Origin of the sequence: Spongiibacter nanhainus (assembly GCF_016132545.1) — a bacterium.
Taxonomy (GTDB): domain Bacteria; phylum Pseudomonadota; class Gammaproteobacteria; order Pseudomonadales; family Spongiibacteraceae; genus Spongiibacter; species Spongiibacter nanhainus.
The window spans coordinates 3494020-3510989 of sequence record NZ_CP066167.1; the positions used below are offsets into that span (position 1 = coordinate 3494020).

Consider the following 16970-nt stretch of genomic DNA (forward strand, 5'->3'; position numbering starts at 1 on the left):
GTCGAACTACTCTCGGCATTGTACAAACGTGTTTACCACCGACCCCGACTACTCGAACCCTATCGTGATGAGGGCGACAGTGACTAACTCCAACTCACCGCAAGCCGCAGCAATATCTACGGCTCCACCTGCCGTCGCAACAGGGCTGGGCTGGTGGAACTTGTATTTTCTGATTAAGTTAGGCTTATATGTAAAGGGAGCGATAGATTTTCACCTGCTGGAGAATATCGCCTTCATCGCCGCGCTTCTAATCCCTTTACAGGGGCGTTGGCTCCGGGTTTTTCGGCAGGCTATTGCCGTACCCGCTGCGCTGTGGCTGCTGCACTTTGACTCCTACCTGCCCCCACTTGGCAGACTGACGGCTCAGCTCGACCAGATTATGAGCTTTGAGTGGTTCTATCTTGCCGAGCTGCTACAGCGTTTTATCCCTGCCGATGCGGTGTTTGGACTTATCCTGCTAACGGTCGTTTTTTATTTTGTTGACCAAATCTTGCGTGTCACAACGATTGTGATTTTTGCAGTTGCCGCTATTGGCCTTCAACAGTGGTTTTTTATGGCCGGGAGCCAAGGCACAGCCACTACAACACCCGCTCCGAGCTTAGCCAGCAACCGGGAGCCAAGCGGCGACATCAACACACAACTTAATCGCTATGTGAGTAACTTCTTTAGCAGCGAGCGTCAACGGACGGTGAGCTTTCCAGATACTATCGACAGGGAGAATCAGTTTGATATTCTGCTGATCAGTGTATGCTCCCTATCATGGGATGACCTGGACGCTGTCGGCTATCGAAATCACCCTTTCTTTAAGCGCTTTGATATTGTCTTTGAGCAATTTAATTCCGCCACGACGTATAGTGGCCCCGCGCTACTGCGCCTAACACGCGCCAATTGCGGCCAGCCGACCCACGGTGACCTCTATCAGCCGGCTCCGGCAGCCTGCAAGACTTTCGAGCTACTGGAAGCAAGGGGCTATCAGGAGGCTTTAATCATGAACCACGATGGCGAGTTCAACGACTTACTGGAGCGAACCCGTCGCTTTGGCGGCATCGAGGCAGAGTTGATCTCCCAACAGGGTATTGAGGTAACCCAGAAAGCCTTTGCCGGTTCGCCGGTGGTCCGTGACGGTCCGCTACTTGAACGCTGGTGGGAGCAGCGCCAGCAGCTTGGGGAGGATCCGGTGATTGCGCTCTACAACACCGCCACCCTGCATGACGGCAACCGCTTGGTGGGTAAAAATGTGACTGGCTCGGAAGGCTACAAACTGCGCCTGGACGCATTGCTGACTGATCTCGAGGGCGTCTTTGACCGCCTGGAGCGCAGTGACCGCAATATTATGGTGATACTGATTCCTGAGCACGGCGCCGGGCTAGAGGGCGACCATATGCAAATTTCTGGTATGCGAGAAATACCCTCCCCCGCCATCACCCATGTCCCCGTCGCCGCCAAGCTTATTGGCCCGGATATGAAACGCATCGATGAGCCAGCGTTTGTGAGCGGACCAAGTGGCCACATGGCACTCTCAGCGCTGATCGACGCGGTTATTCGTAACGATGTTTTCGCCAACCAGCGTTTCTCTGCAGGCTCCCTTGTGTCTGGCCTACCGGAAACTGCTTCAGTCTCTCAAAACGAGGGCAGCACGGTAGTAGAATATCGCGACGAGCATTACCTCAGCCTCGACGGCACTACATGGAGCCGCTACGCCTCACCCTAGCCTAGAGGCTGGGTGAGTGGGCTTGGCACGTTGACAAGGCAAGAGTACTTTAAGATATGGAATTCAGACACATCCGGGAACTGGGCTGGTGGAATGTATTCATTCTCACTAAAGCGGTGCTCTATCTTACCGGCAGGATGGATTTCCTTATCGGTCTTAATATTGCTCTGGTGTTATTTCTATTGCTGGAAGCTGACTCACCAACGGCTAGGACAATCAAAAACAGCGTCGCCATTTTACTGTCGATTGTGCTTGTTATTACCGAGCTGGGATTCCCGATTTTCTCCCTGCCGACTCTTGTTGCCGATGGCGATTTCGACGCCATTATACAACCCATCTTTGGCGCTATTTTATACCGCGAGTTTGTTCTGGCACCGGTGCTTTTAGCCACTGCTTACTACTATTTCTCCCGCATCATTGAGTTCGGTATAGTAAGCTGTATCGCCGTCACTGGTGCTGCGTTACTCCACAGCGGCATACTCGAGGTACTGCTCCCTCAACACAGCAGCACGGTGGTGGAGCAGGCCGCTGCCCAAGCCGCTGAGGGTCGCCCCGACGATACAGAGCTGAATACTTTGCTCTCGTCCTTCTTTACCAACGAATCGTCCCGCAGCATCGAGTTCACCGACAATGCTCCTGGGTTCGATATCGTAATTCTGAGCGTGTGCTCCCTGGCTTGGGATGATCTCGATCTCACCGGCCTTCGGACACATCCACTGTTTGATGAATTCGACATCGTTTTCGACAATTTCAATTCAGCCACAAGCTACAGCGGCCCCGCGCTAATTAGACTGCTTCGCGCCAACTGCGGACAACAAGACCACCCGGCACTGTTTAAGACCCCCTCGTCTTCTATCTGTTTAATGGCCTCCCGACTCGATGAGCTGGGTTACAAGCAAAGCTTGGTTATGAATCACGACGGGGTGTTCGACAATTTTCTGGGGCTGATGCGAGAGTTTGGTGGCTTGAAAGCACCACTGCTGGACCAAAGTAATTTGGAAGTGGCCCAAAAAGCCTTCGATGGCTCTCCGGTTTACGACGACGGCAGCGCACTCAACAGTTGGCTCAACAACAAGGGCGAGAACGGCCCCCGCATGTTGCTGTATAACACGGTCTCCCTTCACGATGGCAACCGGCTCATCAAAGGCAAATCTGGCGCCGGCGTCGCCGGCTACAAAGTCAGAGCTCAAAGAATGCTGGACGACCTGCACGCATTCATCATGGCACTAGAACAGCAAAACAAACCGACCCTGCTACTCTTTGTGCCAGAGCATGGCGCAGGGATGAAAGGCGACCGCCTACAGCTTAGCGGCATGCGGGAAATACCCTTGCCCGGCATCACTCACGTTCCCGTCGCCGCCAAACTCATAGGCGCTACGCGGCGAGGGCCGGTCTACCGCGTACCCGATGCCACCAGTCACCTAGCCATTACTGCATTGATTGACAGGGTAATACAGTTTCAGCCTTACAAAGCTGAGCACTATTCCGCTCAATCCCTCGGCGAAGACCTACCCCGGACCCGAGCTGTATCACAGAACGAGGGAAGCACTGTTATTGAAACCGAAGGCAGCCACTATCTAACTCTGGACCGGCAGCGCTGGCAGCCATACCCTGCCCATTAAAACTGGAGAACATTACCTTGGCGTTTCAGGACTACATGAAAGACAACCACTGCTTTGGTTGTGGCGCAGAAAATACCTTAGGGCTGCGGGTAAAAAGCGAATGGCGGGACGACAAGGTGGCAGAATGCATCTTCCACCCCCAGCCTCACCACTGCTCCGGCTCACCCCGCTTTCTCTACGGCGGCATCAGTGCATCAATTATCGATTGCCACAGTGTGTGTACAGCAATCGCCCACGCCTACAAGCAAGCGGGGCGGGACATCGGTGACGGCGAGCCCATCTGGTATGTCACTGGCGAAATGTCCCTAAAGTACCGCCGCCCTGTACCGGTAAATGGAGCGGTTATCCTGCATGCCGAGGTCATCAGCTATAACGATAAACAAAGTCAGGTTCGCTGCACACTAAGCTCGGGCGACAAACCCTGTGTCACCGCTGAAGTCTTGGCTGTAAAAGTCGATAATTCTTGGGTAGCGTAGAACCAGCCACCGTATTTGCGCTATTAGCTCAGGCGGTTCAGATAGCTATAGGCAATGCGGGGAGGTCGCTGTAGCATCGTAAAATAAACACCATCGATTCTGGTTCGATACCCATGGCTTACCTTAAGCAGCAAAGCTCTCGCGTATTCATATCTATCGTCGTTACTTGTTCTCTGTTATTTGGCACCGGGGTAAGCCTGGCTCAACACAGTGAGTTTTCGGCTCAACTGCTATCCGCTACCCCATCACTGGCTGCAGACTCAACACAGCGCTTTTACCGTCAGTTTGGCCTCCAAGCCAGGTGGAGCAAGCGTAATCTTGCCGCGCTAGTAAGTGCCATCGCGGCAAGTGAAAGTCACGGTTTAACGCCAGTGGAATATCATCAACAAGCCTTACTGCAAGCCTCCGGAGCAAAGCGGGATATCCTGGCAACGGATGCCTATCTAGCTCTCGCCGGTCACTTACTGGGTGGCAAGCTCAATCCTATTTCTATAGAGCCGACCTGGACGGCAAAAGGCCGTGAGCGGGACTTGGTGGCATATTTGCACCAAGCTTTAGAATCGGATGCTGTAGTTGAATCGCTAACCACACTTGCCCCCCAACAACCTAGGTATCAGACCCTACTTGAGGCCCTGGAGCGCTATCGCCGAGCTCTTTCCCTTGGTGGCTGGGAGCCTATTGCAGCGGGCCCACTGCTGAAGCCAGGGATGCACTCGGAGCGGGTGACCGCACTGCGAAATCGTCTTAAAGCTATCGATGGCAGCCTCCAGGCCGAGGGCGATGAACACCGCTATGACTCAGTACTCGTCAGCGCCGTTAAGCGCTTTCAGCAACGGGCAAACCTAGAGCCAGATGGCATCGTCGGCCCGGATACCTTGGCAAAGCTCAATCTGAGCCCCCAGGACCTAATCGATAAACTGAGAGTAAATTTGGAGCGATGGCGCTGGCTACCCGAGGACCTGGGGCGAAAGCACATTCGCGTCAATATTGCCAACTACCATCTCGAAACTCATGAGGGCAAGGATATTCGCGCGGTTCACGATGTTGTTGTGGGGCGAACGTACCGGCAGACACCTATTTTTTCTGCGAGTATGAGTTACTTGGTACTCAATCCTTGGTGGGAGACACCGTCTAAACTGGCCCGCAAAGACCTGCTCCCCAAGTTCCAGCGCGACCCCAGTATCGTGCAAAGCCTCGGCTATCAAATTCTCGATACACAGGGCAAAGTAGTAGATCCCAGCAATATGAATTGGAACGAATACACCGAGAGCCGATTCCCTTTCCGGGTTCGCCAACAACCGGGCCCCATGAACGCCTTGGGTCAGGTGAAATTCATGTTTCCAAACTCCCACGATGTCTATTTGCACGACACACCTTCCCGGGATTTATTCTCCAAAACCCGGAGAGACTTCTCATCAGGTTGTATACGTGTTCGCAACCCCATCGACTTGGTAGAGTGGGTTATTGGGCCCAACCCTCAGTGGTCTCGGGACAAGCTGGAAAACGTGTTGAGCAGCGGCAAAGAGACCACGGTCAAGCTCACTGAGAAAATCCCGGTTCACCTACTTTACTGGACGGTAGTCGCTGACGACGACAACGACGACATCCGTTTTGTTGCTGATATCTATCAGCGTGACCAGCGCGTATTACTGGCACTGAATAAACTGCCCGACAACAAAACAGCAGAGCTACCGTGAAGCGACTGAATCGTTGGCTACTATTAATACTCAGCGGCGCCCTTTTTTCACCTCTTGCGCTAATCGCAAATGAACGCGCTTTCGACTCAGGCTTAGCCGGCTTTGAAGTGAATTTAAATAAGCTGAGCAACCCGTATCGGGTCTTTGGCTATTTTTTGCTGCCAAATGCAACTCTCACCCTCGACAGCAGCACCAATTTCACTGCTACATATGACGGCGAGGGCAAGTTAAATCAAATTTCTCCGCGGCGCTGGCAGTGGTTAGCGCCAAGCAACAGCGGCGTACATAAACTGCACTTGATATCGGCAAATGAGCAAGCAATGCAAATTAATGTGTTTGTTCTGGAGCCTATAAACAAGATAAAAAAAGGATGGTTAAATGGGTATCAGATTGGCAATTACCCGGTTAAAGCCTTCCGCGGGCTGCCAGAGTATCTTCCACCACCGGGCCTATTCGCCGTGAACCCCGAGAATGCAGACATTGCCGTCTCGCCTCACTTTGTCTTGGGGCAGTTTATTTGCAAGCAAGCAACTCAAAGCCGGGACAAGTACCTTATTCTACGGCCTGAAATGCTGCTTAAACTGGAGACCATACTACAGGCGACCAACCGCTCAGGCATACGCACCGACACCTTTCATATTATGAGTGGTTATCGCACGCCCTATTACAATCGCGCCATTGGCAACACCCCATACTCTCGGCACATATATGGCGGCGCGGCAGATTTTTTTATTGACGTTTCCCCTAAAGACGGCCGCATGGACGACCTAAACCGCGATGGGCGCTTCGACCAAGCAGACGCCGCCTGGCTATACGAATTCATCGATGGCTTGTCACAAAACAACGGCTGGCACTTTATCGGCGGTCTCGGGGAGTATGGCGCCAACGCGGCCCACGGCCCCTTCGTGCATATCGATGTGCGGGGCTATCGCGCCCGTTGGGGGCACTAGTTCGCCGGCCGGAGTTAGCGCATCAGCAACACCGGCTTTACCGCCGCACCACTATGGGCGTCGTCTACCGCTTGATTGATCTGCTCAAAGGGGTAGGTGGTCACCAGCTTTTCCAGCGGTAGTTGGCCCTGCTTGTAGAAACCAATCATCTTCGGCACAAAATCCGCCGGCACCGCATCGCCTTCAATCGCCCCGCGTACCTGGCGCCCCGTAGCCATCAACATACCCATATCGATATTCAGGCGGGCGCCGGGTTTACCTACACCGACACAGACCATGACGCCCCGGGGTTTAAGCACATCAATGGCCGCTTCCGCAACAGCGGGGACCCCGGTAGTATCCAAGGCGTAGTCCAACCCGCCAAGTTGAGCCAGATTCTGTAAAAGGTCGTCACCGCTCAAACAGTGGGTCGCCCCCAGTTCTTTGGCGAGCTCCGAGCGCGACGGCATCCGGTCTACGGCAATAATCGGATCGCAGCCAATGATCTTGGCGGCAATGATGGCCGACAAGCCCACCGTACCGCAGCCCAATACCGCTATCGCCTTACCGGGCTTGGCAGCCATCGACAGCATGACCGACCCCATGCCAGTCTGCACACCGCAAGCCATAGGCGCCAACAGTTCAGCCGGCATATCCTCCGGTACTTTAACCAGGTTGGTCGCAATGGCTACTGTTTTGGTGGCAAATGATGATTGCCCGAAGAAGTGTCCGGTAATGGCTTCGCCGTCACAGGTCATCGGTGAGCTGCCATCCAAGCGCGAGCCCTGCAACAAGAACACGGCGCCAACATCGCAGTAACCCGGTGCCTGATCCTGGCAATTGCCACACTGACCACAGGCACCAAAGCCCAACAACACACGATCGCCAACCTGGAAGCCCGTGACACCCTCGCCAAGCGCTTCGATACGGCCAACCCCCTCATGGCCCAGCACGGCAGGCAAAGGCAGAGGCATATCCTGATCCCGGGCGGCAATATCGGTGTGACACAAGCCTGTCGCTTCCACGGTAACCAAGACCTCCCCGGGAGCGGGGCCATCAAGTTGACAAGTCTTTAGGCTAAAGGGCTGATTGGGATGATAGGCGACCGCCGCCGTAACAGGAGTGGGCATAAGAAAATAGTCTCCGACTGAAATAGTGGTGGCTGAGCCCAACAAGGTGACTCGGCATACCTCTTGTAGTGCTTAATTGAGTTGAGAAGGACCGAAAACACGCACAGAGCACATCAGGCTTGAGCACATCATTTTACATACTTATGTATGGTTTTATAATAACCCAGCTCATTTTGAAAGGCCAAAACAGCGGTGCAAGAGTGGGGTTATTCCAGAGTCAAAAGGCTGTCGAGGCAGAACTAAGCCAGTAAGCTGACCATTATGATTTGCTGCCCTTTATCGCGTCGCGATAGCGTCCCGGTGCTTGCCCAAACCAACGCTTAAAGGCCTTTTGAAAAGCGCTTTGATCATTAAAACCCAGTTCAGCCGCAATATCGGGAAGGTCAAGCGTCTCGTCCCGTATTAACACCACGGAACGTTCGCGCCGCGCCAGCTCTACCAACCCCTTGAACGTATTGTTGGTTAAGTACAAACGACGTTGTAGGGTGCGGGGCGTCAGGTTCAGCTCCTCGGCAATCACGTCCAACTTAGGCAAGCCCTCGGGCAAGGTACGGCGTATAGCTTCGGTGACCTCCCTGACAATCTTCTCTTCCATGTGCAAGGTTGCCAACTCAGCCTCAGCGGAGGCCAACAGCGAACGGTAGATTTCAGGGTGGGGGTAGCGGGGTACGATATCGACGTAGCTGCTCTCAAACACCACACTGTTTGCGGCGCTGTTGAAGTGTACCGGCGCGCCGAAAATGCGCCGGTATTCAGCGCTGTCACCAACACGGTTATGGGTAAAGTAAATCTCGCGCTCGCGGCACCAGCGATCCACCTGTTCCTTGTCGGCCCAGTACCAGCTGGCAAAGAAAAACTCAACTACATGTCTTGACGGCAGCTGCTTTGCCGGCAAATCCCAACGCAGCCTAGTGAGATCACAGTCCAGCGGCTCGTAGACCAAATCTCCCAAGTCAATCAGCAGTCGGGAGTGATCGACAATCGCCATTACCGCTTCCCGGTTGGTCGGGGCACTGATGGCAAGATAAGTCAGCAAACCCCATGGCTGGCTGGCATTACCGACACCGGCGTGAAGCCCTAAGTGAGGGTCAGCTAGCAAGCGGCTACCCACATCCAGCACGATTTCAAACAGGCGCAAGGGGTAACGTCCCCACTCAGTCAGATGCTGAGCAGGCTCGGTCCCCATAGCGTCGGTCAACGTACTAGCGCTGATACCCTGGTGTTGCAGATAATCCAGTACATTTTCGAAGTATTCACGGCACACGCTTGGTGTACGCACAGTGCTACCCTACCGCCTTGTCATTATAGTAATGCGGCCAAGGCACACGCCGTCCTTGGCCGTTCAATAAGCTAATCTATTGCGAATCCAGGTACTGAAGGCCCAGCGATGCGCCGGTCAAGCTCACCCCACTGCCTTGAGGGAGCTACGATAGCGGCCTGGTGCCTGCCCGAACCATCGTTTAAAGGCTTTTTGGAAAGCGCTTTGGTCGCTGAAGCCCAGTTCGGCAGAAATATCCAACAAACCGATTTCATAATCACTAATCAGTTTTTTGGAACGCTCCTTACGGGCGTCATCAACCAATGATTTGAAGTTGGTACTGGTGTTGTTAAGACGGCGCTGCAAGGTACGCGGAGCAAGGTTTAATTCTGCCGCAACATCTTCCAGCTTAGGCACCCCTTCGGGGAGCTGACGAACGATGCAGTCCATCACATCGCGGATGATACGATCTTCCAATTGCAGCGTGGCCAACTCGGCGCGCGCAGCCTGAAGCAGTGAACGGTGAATGCCCGGGTGAGGGAAACGAGTAGGACGATTCAAAAAATGGTTATCGAATTCGACGCGGTTGCTATCGCTGCCGTAGTGCACCGGCGCTTCGATAATGCGCTCGATTTCGGCACTGTCAGCTGGCCCGTCATGGGTAAAGTGAATTTCTCGCTTACTGCACCAGCGATCCAGCATCGGCTTGTTAACCCGGTACCAACTGGCAAAAAAGAATTCCACCACGTGACGAGAAGGCGTCTGGCGCGGTGGCACCAGCCACGTCAACCGAGACTGCTCGCGGGTATGGTGTTCGAAGGTGAGATCGCCGTGATCGATTAACAACCGAGAGAAATCCACCACCGCCTGAATGGCGCTGTTGGTATCGGGGGCACTCATCCCCAGATAATTGACCATGCCCCAGGCCTGCCGGGAAGCGTGGGCACCGGCATGAGCACCGAGATAATAATCTTGGAGTATCTGACTACCCGCGTCTAACACCATCTCGAACAGGCGCATTGGAAAACGTCCTTGGTCGGTAAGGTGATCTTCCGGGGTCATGCGCAGTACGTGCCGTAATTCGGCGGGGGTAACACCTCGGCCGTAAAGGTATTCCAGAAGATTATCAAGATATTCGCCACAAACGCTGGGAGTCCGCACGACGCTATCCTCTCTACATTATGGTATTAGTCGAGTATATTCGCCCCGTTACGTGAAGAGAGAAGCCGCGAAGGCGGTCTGCCCTCAGCAGTAACGCGAAGCTAGAATAGCAACAAAAGGCTGTCCTGTGGCGCCAAACGCTATCATTTTCGTCCACGGTGAATTATCATTAGTGGCCATATTCGCACAAATAATCACCAAAACGTGATCGTATGCAGCTTTTCGAGCAGGAACACATTGGCCGGCGGCGCTTGGCGACACTCCGCGAACTGCTGACCTCCCGCTACCCGGAAGTCGATATTGACGCTTTGGCACAGCGCCACTCCATCCTCCCCGACTGGTCGGACTGCAAAGACGGCAGCAGCATGGTGGCGTTTATTCATGCCCTCCGGGACGTTAAGCATCGCGGGGTGCCGGACATTGCCCTGCAAATTGGCGACCGTGCCCAGCTCACCGACTCCGGCCTTCTAGGCTACGCGGTACTGACCGCGCCCACTGTCATGCATGCAGCGCGGATTTCCAGCCATTCCCTCAATGCCTCCAGCTACATCGTGCGCACCAAAATATCTACTCGGGAGGGTATTAGCCGTATCGTATTTACTACTCTGTCGGCGATAAAACCCTATGAGGAGGAGCTGCTGGAAATGTCCACCCTGGCGGTGTGGCGCTGCACCCAGGTGATTCTACCCAGTGGCCGCGGGGCCACTCCCACCTACGTAACGTTCAAGTTCCCCAGGCCCAAACATGCCGAGCAATACCAGGCCATGTTTGGCTGCCCGGTGGAGTTCGGCCAGGCCCACAACGTCATCGCCTGGCCCGCGGAATGGATGTACTACCCCATTCCCACCGGCCAAACAGATTTGATGCAGACCTGCTCGGCGCAAATGAAGCAGCACCTCGGGGAAGCGTATTATGGAACAGGCATTATTGCCCGGGTGAAGCGTGCCCTGATCGAGCACCCCAAAACCTGTGATTTTTCCCTGACGGGAACAGCACGACAACTCAATATTCAGGAGCGCAGTCTGCGTCGCTATCTGGCACAGGCGGACACCAGTTTTCGAAAAGTATGCCTGGAAGTGAGGATGGAACTGGCCCAGCAATATCTCCGCCAAACCAATATGCCGCTAAAAGCAATTGCCTACCAACTGGGGTACCGCCACGCCAATAACTTTAACCGGGCCTACCGGGAGTTTTACGGCGCGACGCCCCAGGATATCCGCCTACGCCATCAAGCGGCAGCAGCACCGCCAGAGGCGGTTTTGGCAGCGTCTTCACTGGCCAATCGGCCAAGGTGATAATTGCGATTACCCAGCAACAGCTCCAAGGTCGTCAAACGCTTAAAATAAGCACCGATATTCAGCTCATCCGTCATACCGATCCCGCCGTGAAGCTGGATGGCTTGCTGCCCCACATAGCGGGCATTGCTGCCCAGTGCCGCCTTTAACATTGCGGTGGCATCGGCAAACTCCGCCGTATCCACTTGCTGCAATGCCGCCCACATCAGGGAACGGGACTTCTCAGCATGGATCATCATATCTGCCAGCCGGTGCTGCAGGGCCTGGAAGGCCGCCAGCGGCATGCCAAACTGCTTGCGGGTACGGCAATAGTCGAGACTGACTTCCAGAGCTTTGTCCATCGCACCCTGGGCTTCGGCCGCCATAATTAGCAGTGCCTCATCAAGCGTCACAGCCACTGCCGCTTCCGGCTCAGCACCACTGGCCAGTACGGTTGCATCTGCACCCGTTAAGGTCACAGTCGCAGCACGGTGACCGTCGGCCATGGGATAAGCCTCAAGACTCACACCGTCCGCGTTACTGCCTACAAGGCACACTTGCAGGGTGCCGGCACCGTCTCGCGCGGTAACTAGCAGAGCGTCGGCACTGGGTGCCGCCAGTACCGCCAACTTCTCGCCATTGACCTTTCCGCCCTCAATGGTGCAGCTCACACGCAAGGGGTCGCCGCTGCTAATGCGCTCTTCCCAGGCCAGTGCCAGTTGGGTCTCACCTGCGGCAACGGCGGGCAAAAGCTCTGCCGCCTTGTCGCCACCCAAGCGATCCAACAAACGTCCGGCCAACACGACGGTAGCAAAGTAGGGCTCCAGCACTAGGCCGCGGCCAAACTCTTCCGACACCGCCATGGCATAACCCAAATCCATGCCCAGGCCGCCATGCTCTTCACTGAAGTTCAATCCCAGCACACCCAGCTCAGCGAGTTGTTGCCAGTGCTCAGTGCTGTATCCCTGCTCGCTGGCAGCCAGACTGCGGCGGGCTTCGTAGTCGTAGTGATCCTGCACAAACTTGTGCAGGCTGTCTTTGAATTGCTGCTGTTCTTCGTTGTATTGGTATTGCATGATCACGCCCCGAGAATGGATTTTGCCAGCAGACTGCGCTGCACTTCGTTGGAACCGGCGTAAATCGACGCCGCCCGGGTATTGAGATAATAGGGCATGGCCAACATCGCGTGGGCATCCCCGGCAATGGGCTCAACGCCGCTACCCACTTCCAGTGCCTGCAACTGCAGTGGCAGCGCGTCGAGGCCAAATATTTCCAATTGCACTTCAGAAAAGCGCTGCATAACCTCAGTACCAAGGATTTTCAGCAATGACGCCATGGGCCCTGGGTTCTCGCCGTGCTTTAGATTGGCATTAACCCGCTTTTCGGTGTGCTCTACCGCGCGGATATCGATCTCCAAGTCGGCCAGCTGACGGCGCAAGGTTTCGTCATCTATCAGACGGCGACCACTGGTATCCAGCGGCTGCTCACAGCGGGCCCGCAGGCGCTCCAGTGCCGGCACCAGCCAAGCGCCAAAGTTACTGCCACCGCGCTCAAATTCAAGAACGTATTTCGCGACCGTCCAGCCTTGGTTTTCTTCACCAATACGATTGCGTTTGGGCACGCGGACATCGGTGAAGAACACTTCACACTGCTCGGGGAAGCCATCGAGGCCAATAATTGGCCGCACTTCGATGCCCGGCAGGTCCATATCCAGCAGCAAGAAGGTAATGCCCTGCTGAGGCTTGCCCTCACTGCTGGTGCGCACCAAAGCAAACATTTTGTTGGCGTGGTGGCCGTAGGTGGTCCAGGTTTTGGAGCCGTTGAGTATGTAGTCGTCGCCATCACTGTCGGCGCGACACTTCAGGCTGGCCAAGTCAGAACCGGCTCCCGGCTCAGAGTAGCCCTGACACCAGAAGTCGTCGCCAGACAACATACCGGGCAGATATTCCGCCTTTTGCTCCTCGGTACCAAAACCCAGTACCGCCGGTCCTACCATTTGCAGGTTCTGCGGCAAAATTTGCGGTACGCCGCGACGATTGCACTCTTCGGTAAAGATGTAGCGCTGCTGAATAGACCAACCGGTGCCGCCGTATTCTTTCGGCCAGGCGGGTGCGACCCAACCTTTTTCATAGAGAATTTTGTGCCACGCCATGGTGGGCTCAAAGGGACAAAACACACTGGTGGTCTTGGCACCGGCCTCAAGGATCTCCGGGGTAGGCGCGGTGGCGAGGAATTCCCGCACTTCTTGACGAAACTCTTCCAGCTCCGCTTGAGATTGCTCGTTACTCATGATCGTTTTCACTCTCTTTCAATTGTTACAGCGCCGAAGGCTTTCACATTGGTGTAAACACCAACTGACACTAATTCGCGGCGATTTGGCCCATGCGGTGGAAACTGAGTACTTCAGACTCCAGACGACGCGCCACAGACTCCTGCAAGGGCAGATTACAACGGCTCTCCGGATCTCGCTGCACCAACACGCAACTACCAACGCTGCACAATTCACCATTTTGATAAATACGGCAACCGACAGAAAAAGCCGTTTGTGCAACATCACTCACCGAGACTTCGAACTTCAGCGCTTGACCAACGGTAAAGTCACGAAAAAAATCCACCTGCATCGAGCTTTGGCTCCAGGGCGCGTCCAGAGATTCGCCCACCAAAAGCTGATCCAGGTAATCTGAAATGGTTTTTTCAAACCACCCGGCTACCGCAGAATTGCGAATAAACGTACCGGAGCCCTGGTCACCGCGCTCGGGCTGAAAGTTCACTACATGCATGTTCAGTAAAACGCCTGCTGGATGACGGGTTTAAGAAGCGATGGCGCTGGGTGCAGTGCTAAGCATACCGGCCAGGCGCTGGCCGATGATGGCTTCCGCCTCACTGACCATCCGCTCAACCAGCTCTTGGCAACTGGGGATATCATCGATCAATCCCATGACCAATCCGGCTGTCCACACACCATCATCGGTGTCGCCTTTTTCCAGCACATTTTCACGACCGCGCTTACCCGCCACCAAAGGCTGCAGATCAGTAAAATCGGTATCGCCGGGCTTACTCTCTATCTCCAGAACCTGCTTGGCGATACTGTTTTTATAGATGCGCGCGGTGTTCTTCAGAGTGCGGAAAATCAACGCGGTATCCAGCTCACTGCTCTGCACCATCATATCCTTCACATTCTGGTGTACTGGCGCTTCCTTGGTCGCCACAAAGCGAGTCCCCATATTGACGGCTTCTGCGCCCAAGGCCAATGCAGCGGCCAGGCCCTGGCCATTGCCGATACCACCCGAGGCAATCATCGGAATGCTCAGTTTGGCTGCCGCGCAGGGCAGCAACACCATGTTGGGGATATCGTCTTCCCCTGGATGGCCAGCACACTCAAAGCCATCTACGCTTGCAGCCGCACAACCGATCGCCTCTGCCTTTAATGCATGGCGCACAGAGGTGCATTTGTGGATAACTTTAACACCTGCGGCATTAAAAGCTGGCATGAATGCCTCCGGGCTGCGACCCGCTGTTTCTACCACTTTCACACCGCCCTCGATAATCGCCTGCACATACTCGTCGTAGGGTACGGGGTTGATGGTCGGCAACAGTGTCACATTGACGCCAAAGGGCTTATCGGTCATCTCTTTACAGCGAGCAATTTCCTTGCGCAGATCGTCGGGGGTAGGCTGGGTCAACGCCGTGATGATACCCAAACCACCGGCGTTGGAAACGGCAGAGGCTAGCTCAGCCAGCCCTACGGCCATCATGCCGCCTTGAATAATTGGGTGTTGAATACCCAGCATCTCGGTTACGCGTGTTTTGATCATGCTTCCACTCTCACTGCAGTTGGATTGACCCGGCGCCAAATTTGGTGGGGTCGCGAATGAGAACACTGTAACCATTCGTTCAGGGAGCAGACAGGTCGACGTGCGACAGGGCTTGTCTGATTGCGTCAGGTCGGTGAAATACAGCTCGGAGGCGCGAAAATACGGTATTGGCGCAGCGCGACAAGGGCTGGCGGCAACTACCCTTCATTTTACTCAGCCGAGGGCGACACAATGTTCATCTTTTGTACAAACAACAGACGCTTAGCCCACGAAACCACGTCGCTGCGCTTAGCCACACGCGAGGACCGTCCATGCTGCTCCATAAAATGATTGAATTCAACGCCATCGAACACCCGACGGTCACAGCCCTGCGCAGCGATGGGGTAAATCAGAACTACGCTGACTTCGACCGCGCCTGCAACCAATTGGCCAATGGCCTGGCGTCAATCGGGCTGAAGCCGGGCGCGCGCGTCGCCATACTGGCAAAAAATACGCTTGCCTATCCACAGCTAGCCATAGCGTGTATGAAAGCAGGCTTTACCCTGGTGCCACTTAATTTCCGTCTAGCCCCTGCTGAGCTGAGCTACATCTTAGAGGACAGCAAAGCCGAAATGCTTGTCTGCGGTGATGATGAACTGCGCAGCGGTGCAGATCGCAGCGAAGCCGTAAAACACATTCAGCACTGCTACACACTGGCCACCAGTGACGACAAATGGCAGGACTTTGCCACTCTCTATGCTGACGATGATACTCGTCCCGACTTTCACGCCTCGACAGACACCATCGTCTCGCAGCTCTACACCAGTGGTACTACCGGCTATCCCAAAGGGGTGCTGATTGGCCATCAACAAATGGTGTCAGGCTATATCATGACCAACCACATCTCGCCCCGGGTACAAGTGGCTCATACCGGGCTGATGTCACTGCCGCTATTTCACGTGGCGGGACTCGCCGCCACATTATTTTGGTTGTGCAGCGGCATGACTGTGGAGCTGATGGAAGATTTCAACCCAGTCGCGGTAGTAGAAGCCATTTGCGCCAGTGAAAAATGCGATACCGTATTGGTGCCGGCTATGATCCAGGCGATTATGGCGTTTGTGCCCAACATTCAGGACTACGACTTTTCACCACTACAACGCATTACCTACGGCGCATCACCAATTTCTTTGGACATATTGGAAAAGGCCATAGCCCTATTTAAATGCAACTTTGTTCAGGGCTTTGGCATGACCGAACTCAGCTGCATGGTGCTGGCGCTGCAGGCTGAAGATCACCGCCGCGCGCTGAAGGGGGAAGAGCATCTGCTTCGTTCCTGCGGTCGCCCGTTACCCGGCGCAGAACTGAAAGTGGTAGATGAAGACGGTCAGGAAGTGGCCCCAGGCACAACCGGTGAACTACTGGTGCGCTCGCCCACCACTATGGCAGGTTACTGGCAGTTGCCGGAAAAAACCGCCGAAACCGTTGTCGACGGTTGGCTGCACACCGGGGATGCCGGCTATGTCGACGAAGAGGGCTATTTTTATATCCGCGACCGCGTTAAGGACATGATTGTATCCGGTGGTGAAAACATCTATCCCGCAGAAGTTGAAAACGCCCTGTTCTCTCACCCCGATATTCAGGATGTCGCAGTGATCGGCATCCCCGACAGCAAATACGGCGAAACGCCACTGGCGGTCTGTGTTATGACTGCAGACAGCCAGGTAAGCGACGCCGATTTGATCGAGTTTTGCCGCGAGCGTCTGGCGGGTTATAAAACGCCCCGCCGCTATGAGTTTGTAGAGGAAATCCCGCGCAACCCCTCTGGCAAAGTCCTCAAACGCGTGCTGCGTGAACCCTACTGGGAAGGAGTAGAACGCCGTGTTGGCTAGCGCCTTCCTGCCGGGTCCTCAACCCTCCC

The 16970-nt window shown here is 54.8% G+C and carries 14 protein-coding genes; 7 read left to right on the forward strand and 7 right to left on the reverse strand.

Annotated elements, in window-relative coordinates:
* Positions 1–79: 79 nt before the first annotated feature.
* From bcsG (I6N98_RS16010) to I6N98_RS16030, 5 genes are all read left to right on the forward strand, one after another.
* Positions 80–1711, forward strand: coding sequence for a cellulose biosynthesis protein BcsG (bcsG, locus tag I6N98_RS16010; protein WP_198569325.1), 1632 nt, complete (start codon positions 80–82; stop codon positions 1709–1711).
* A 56-nt stretch (positions 1712–1767) separates the two neighbouring features.
* A complete protein-coding gene (gene bcsG / locus I6N98_RS16015; RefSeq protein WP_198569326.1) occupies positions 1768–3333 on the forward strand; it encodes a cellulose biosynthesis protein BcsG in 1566 nt (521 codons plus the stop codon).
* A gap of 17 nt (positions 3334–3350) precedes the next feature.
* On the forward strand, positions 3351–3809 hold the full coding sequence (locus I6N98_RS16020; protein ID WP_198569327.1) for a PaaI family thioesterase: 459 nt from the start codon (positions 3351–3353) through the stop codon (positions 3807–3809).
* Positions 3810–3922: 113 nt separating this feature from the next.
* On the forward strand, positions 3923–5506 hold the full coding sequence (locus tag I6N98_RS16025) for a L,D-transpeptidase family protein (protein WP_232787375.1): 1584 nt from the start codon (positions 3923–3925) through the stop codon (positions 5504–5506).
* The gene (locus tag I6N98_RS16030) at positions 5503–6456 is read left to right on the forward strand and encodes a D-Ala-D-Ala carboxypeptidase family metallohydrolase (RefSeq protein ID WP_198569329.1); all 954 of its coding nucleotides are present in this window, start codon (positions 5503–5505) and stop codon (positions 6454–6456) included. The genes I6N98_RS16025 and I6N98_RS16030 overlap by 4 nt, the downstream gene beginning before the upstream one ends.
* A 14-nt stretch (positions 6457–6470) precedes the next feature.
* On the opposite strand, the gene I6N98_RS16035 is transcribed toward I6N98_RS16030, so the two are convergent.
* From I6N98_RS16035 to I6N98_RS16045, 3 genes are all read right to left on the reverse strand, one after another.
* Positions 6471–7565, reverse strand: coding sequence for an NAD(P)-dependent alcohol dehydrogenase (locus I6N98_RS16035; RefSeq protein ID WP_198569330.1), 1095 nt, complete (start codon positions 7563–7565; stop codon positions 6471–6473).
* Between the two features lie 259 nt (positions 7566–7824).
* On the reverse strand, positions 7825–8844 hold the full coding sequence (locus I6N98_RS16040) for an AraC family transcriptional regulator (RefSeq protein ID WP_232787376.1): 1020 nt from the start codon (positions 8842–8844) through the stop codon (positions 7825–7827).
* Positions 8845–8967: 123 nt separating this feature from the next.
* Positions 8968–9984 carry an AraC family transcriptional regulator gene (locus tag I6N98_RS16045; RefSeq protein ID WP_198569331.1) on the reverse strand — a complete coding sequence of 339 codons (1017 nt, stop codon included), beginning with the start codon at positions 9982–9984 and terminating at the stop codon, positions 8968–8970.
* 212 nt (positions 9985–10196) lie between these two features.
* On the opposite strand from I6N98_RS16045, the gene I6N98_RS16050 reads away from it, so the two are divergent.
* On the forward strand, positions 10197–11279 hold the full coding sequence (locus tag I6N98_RS16050; RefSeq protein WP_198569332.1) for an AraC family transcriptional regulator: 1083 nt from the start codon (positions 10197–10199) through the stop codon (positions 11277–11279).
* Here I6N98_RS16050 and I6N98_RS16055 read toward each other — a convergent pair.
* The 4 genes from I6N98_RS16055 to I6N98_RS16070 form a co-directional block, all read right to left on the reverse strand.
* Positions 11213–12334 carry an acyl-CoA dehydrogenase family protein gene (locus I6N98_RS16055; RefSeq protein ID WP_198569333.1) on the reverse strand — a complete coding sequence of 374 codons (1122 nt, stop codon included), beginning with the start codon at positions 12332–12334 and terminating at the stop codon, positions 11213–11215. The two genes, I6N98_RS16050 and I6N98_RS16055, sit on opposite strands and share 67 nt — an antisense overlap.
* Positions 12335–12336: 2 nt before the next feature.
* On the reverse strand, positions 12337–13548 hold the full coding sequence (locus I6N98_RS16060; protein WP_198569334.1) for an acyl-CoA dehydrogenase family protein: 1212 nt from the start codon (positions 13546–13548) through the stop codon (positions 12337–12339).
* Between the two features lie 70 nt (positions 13549–13618).
* Entirely contained in the window at positions 13619–14038 is a 420-nt protein-coding gene (locus I6N98_RS16065; RefSeq protein WP_198569335.1) for an acyl-CoA thioesterase family protein, read from the reverse strand.
* 30 nt (positions 14039–14068) lie between these two features.
* A complete protein-coding gene (locus I6N98_RS16070; protein WP_198569336.1) occupies positions 14069–15148 on the reverse strand; it encodes an NAD(P)H-dependent flavin oxidoreductase in 1080 nt (359 codons plus the stop codon).
* A 236-nt stretch (positions 15149–15384) separates the two neighbouring features.
* Between I6N98_RS16070 and I6N98_RS16075 the strand changes: the two genes are divergently transcribed.
* Positions 15385–16941, forward strand: coding sequence for a long-chain-fatty-acid--CoA ligase (locus I6N98_RS16075; protein ID WP_198569337.1), 1557 nt, complete (start codon positions 15385–15387; stop codon positions 16939–16941).
* Positions 16942–16970: the final 29 nt, after the last annotated feature.

Excerpts from the sequence above, each read along its gene's own strand:
- bcsG (WP_198569326.1), top strand. The coding sequence starts at position 1,768 with ATGGAATTCAGACACATCCGGGAACTGGGCTGGTGGAATGTATTCATT.
- I6N98_RS16025 (WP_232787375.1), top strand. The coding sequence starts at position 3,923 with ATGGCTTACCTTAAGCAGCAAAGCTCTCGCGTATTCATATCTATCGTC.
- I6N98_RS16035 (WP_198569330.1), bottom strand. The coding sequence starts at position 7,565 with ATGCCCACTCCTGTTACGGCGGCGGTCGCCTATCATCCCAATCAGCCC.
- I6N98_RS16050 (WP_198569332.1), top strand. The coding sequence starts at position 10,197 with ATGCAGCTTTTCGAGCAGGAACACATTGGCCGGCGGCGCTTGGCGACA.
- I6N98_RS16055 (WP_198569333.1), bottom strand. The coding sequence starts at position 12,334 with ATGCAATACCAATACAACGAAGAACAGCAGCAATTCAAAGACAGCCTG.
- I6N98_RS16060 (WP_198569334.1), bottom strand. The coding sequence starts at position 13,548 with ATGAGTAACGAGCAATCTCAAGCGGAGCTGGAAGAGTTTCGTCAAGAA.
- I6N98_RS16065 (WP_198569335.1), bottom strand. The coding sequence starts at position 14,038 with ATGCATGTAGTGAACTTTCAGCCCGAGCGCGGTGACCAGGGCTCCGGT.
- I6N98_RS16070 (WP_198569336.1), bottom strand. The coding sequence starts at position 15,148 with ATGGTTACAGTGTTCTCATTCGCGACCCCACCAAATTTGGCGCCGGGT.
- I6N98_RS16075 (WP_198569337.1), top strand. The coding sequence starts at position 15,385 with ATGCTGCTCCATAAAATGATTGAATTCAACGCCATCGAACACCCGACG.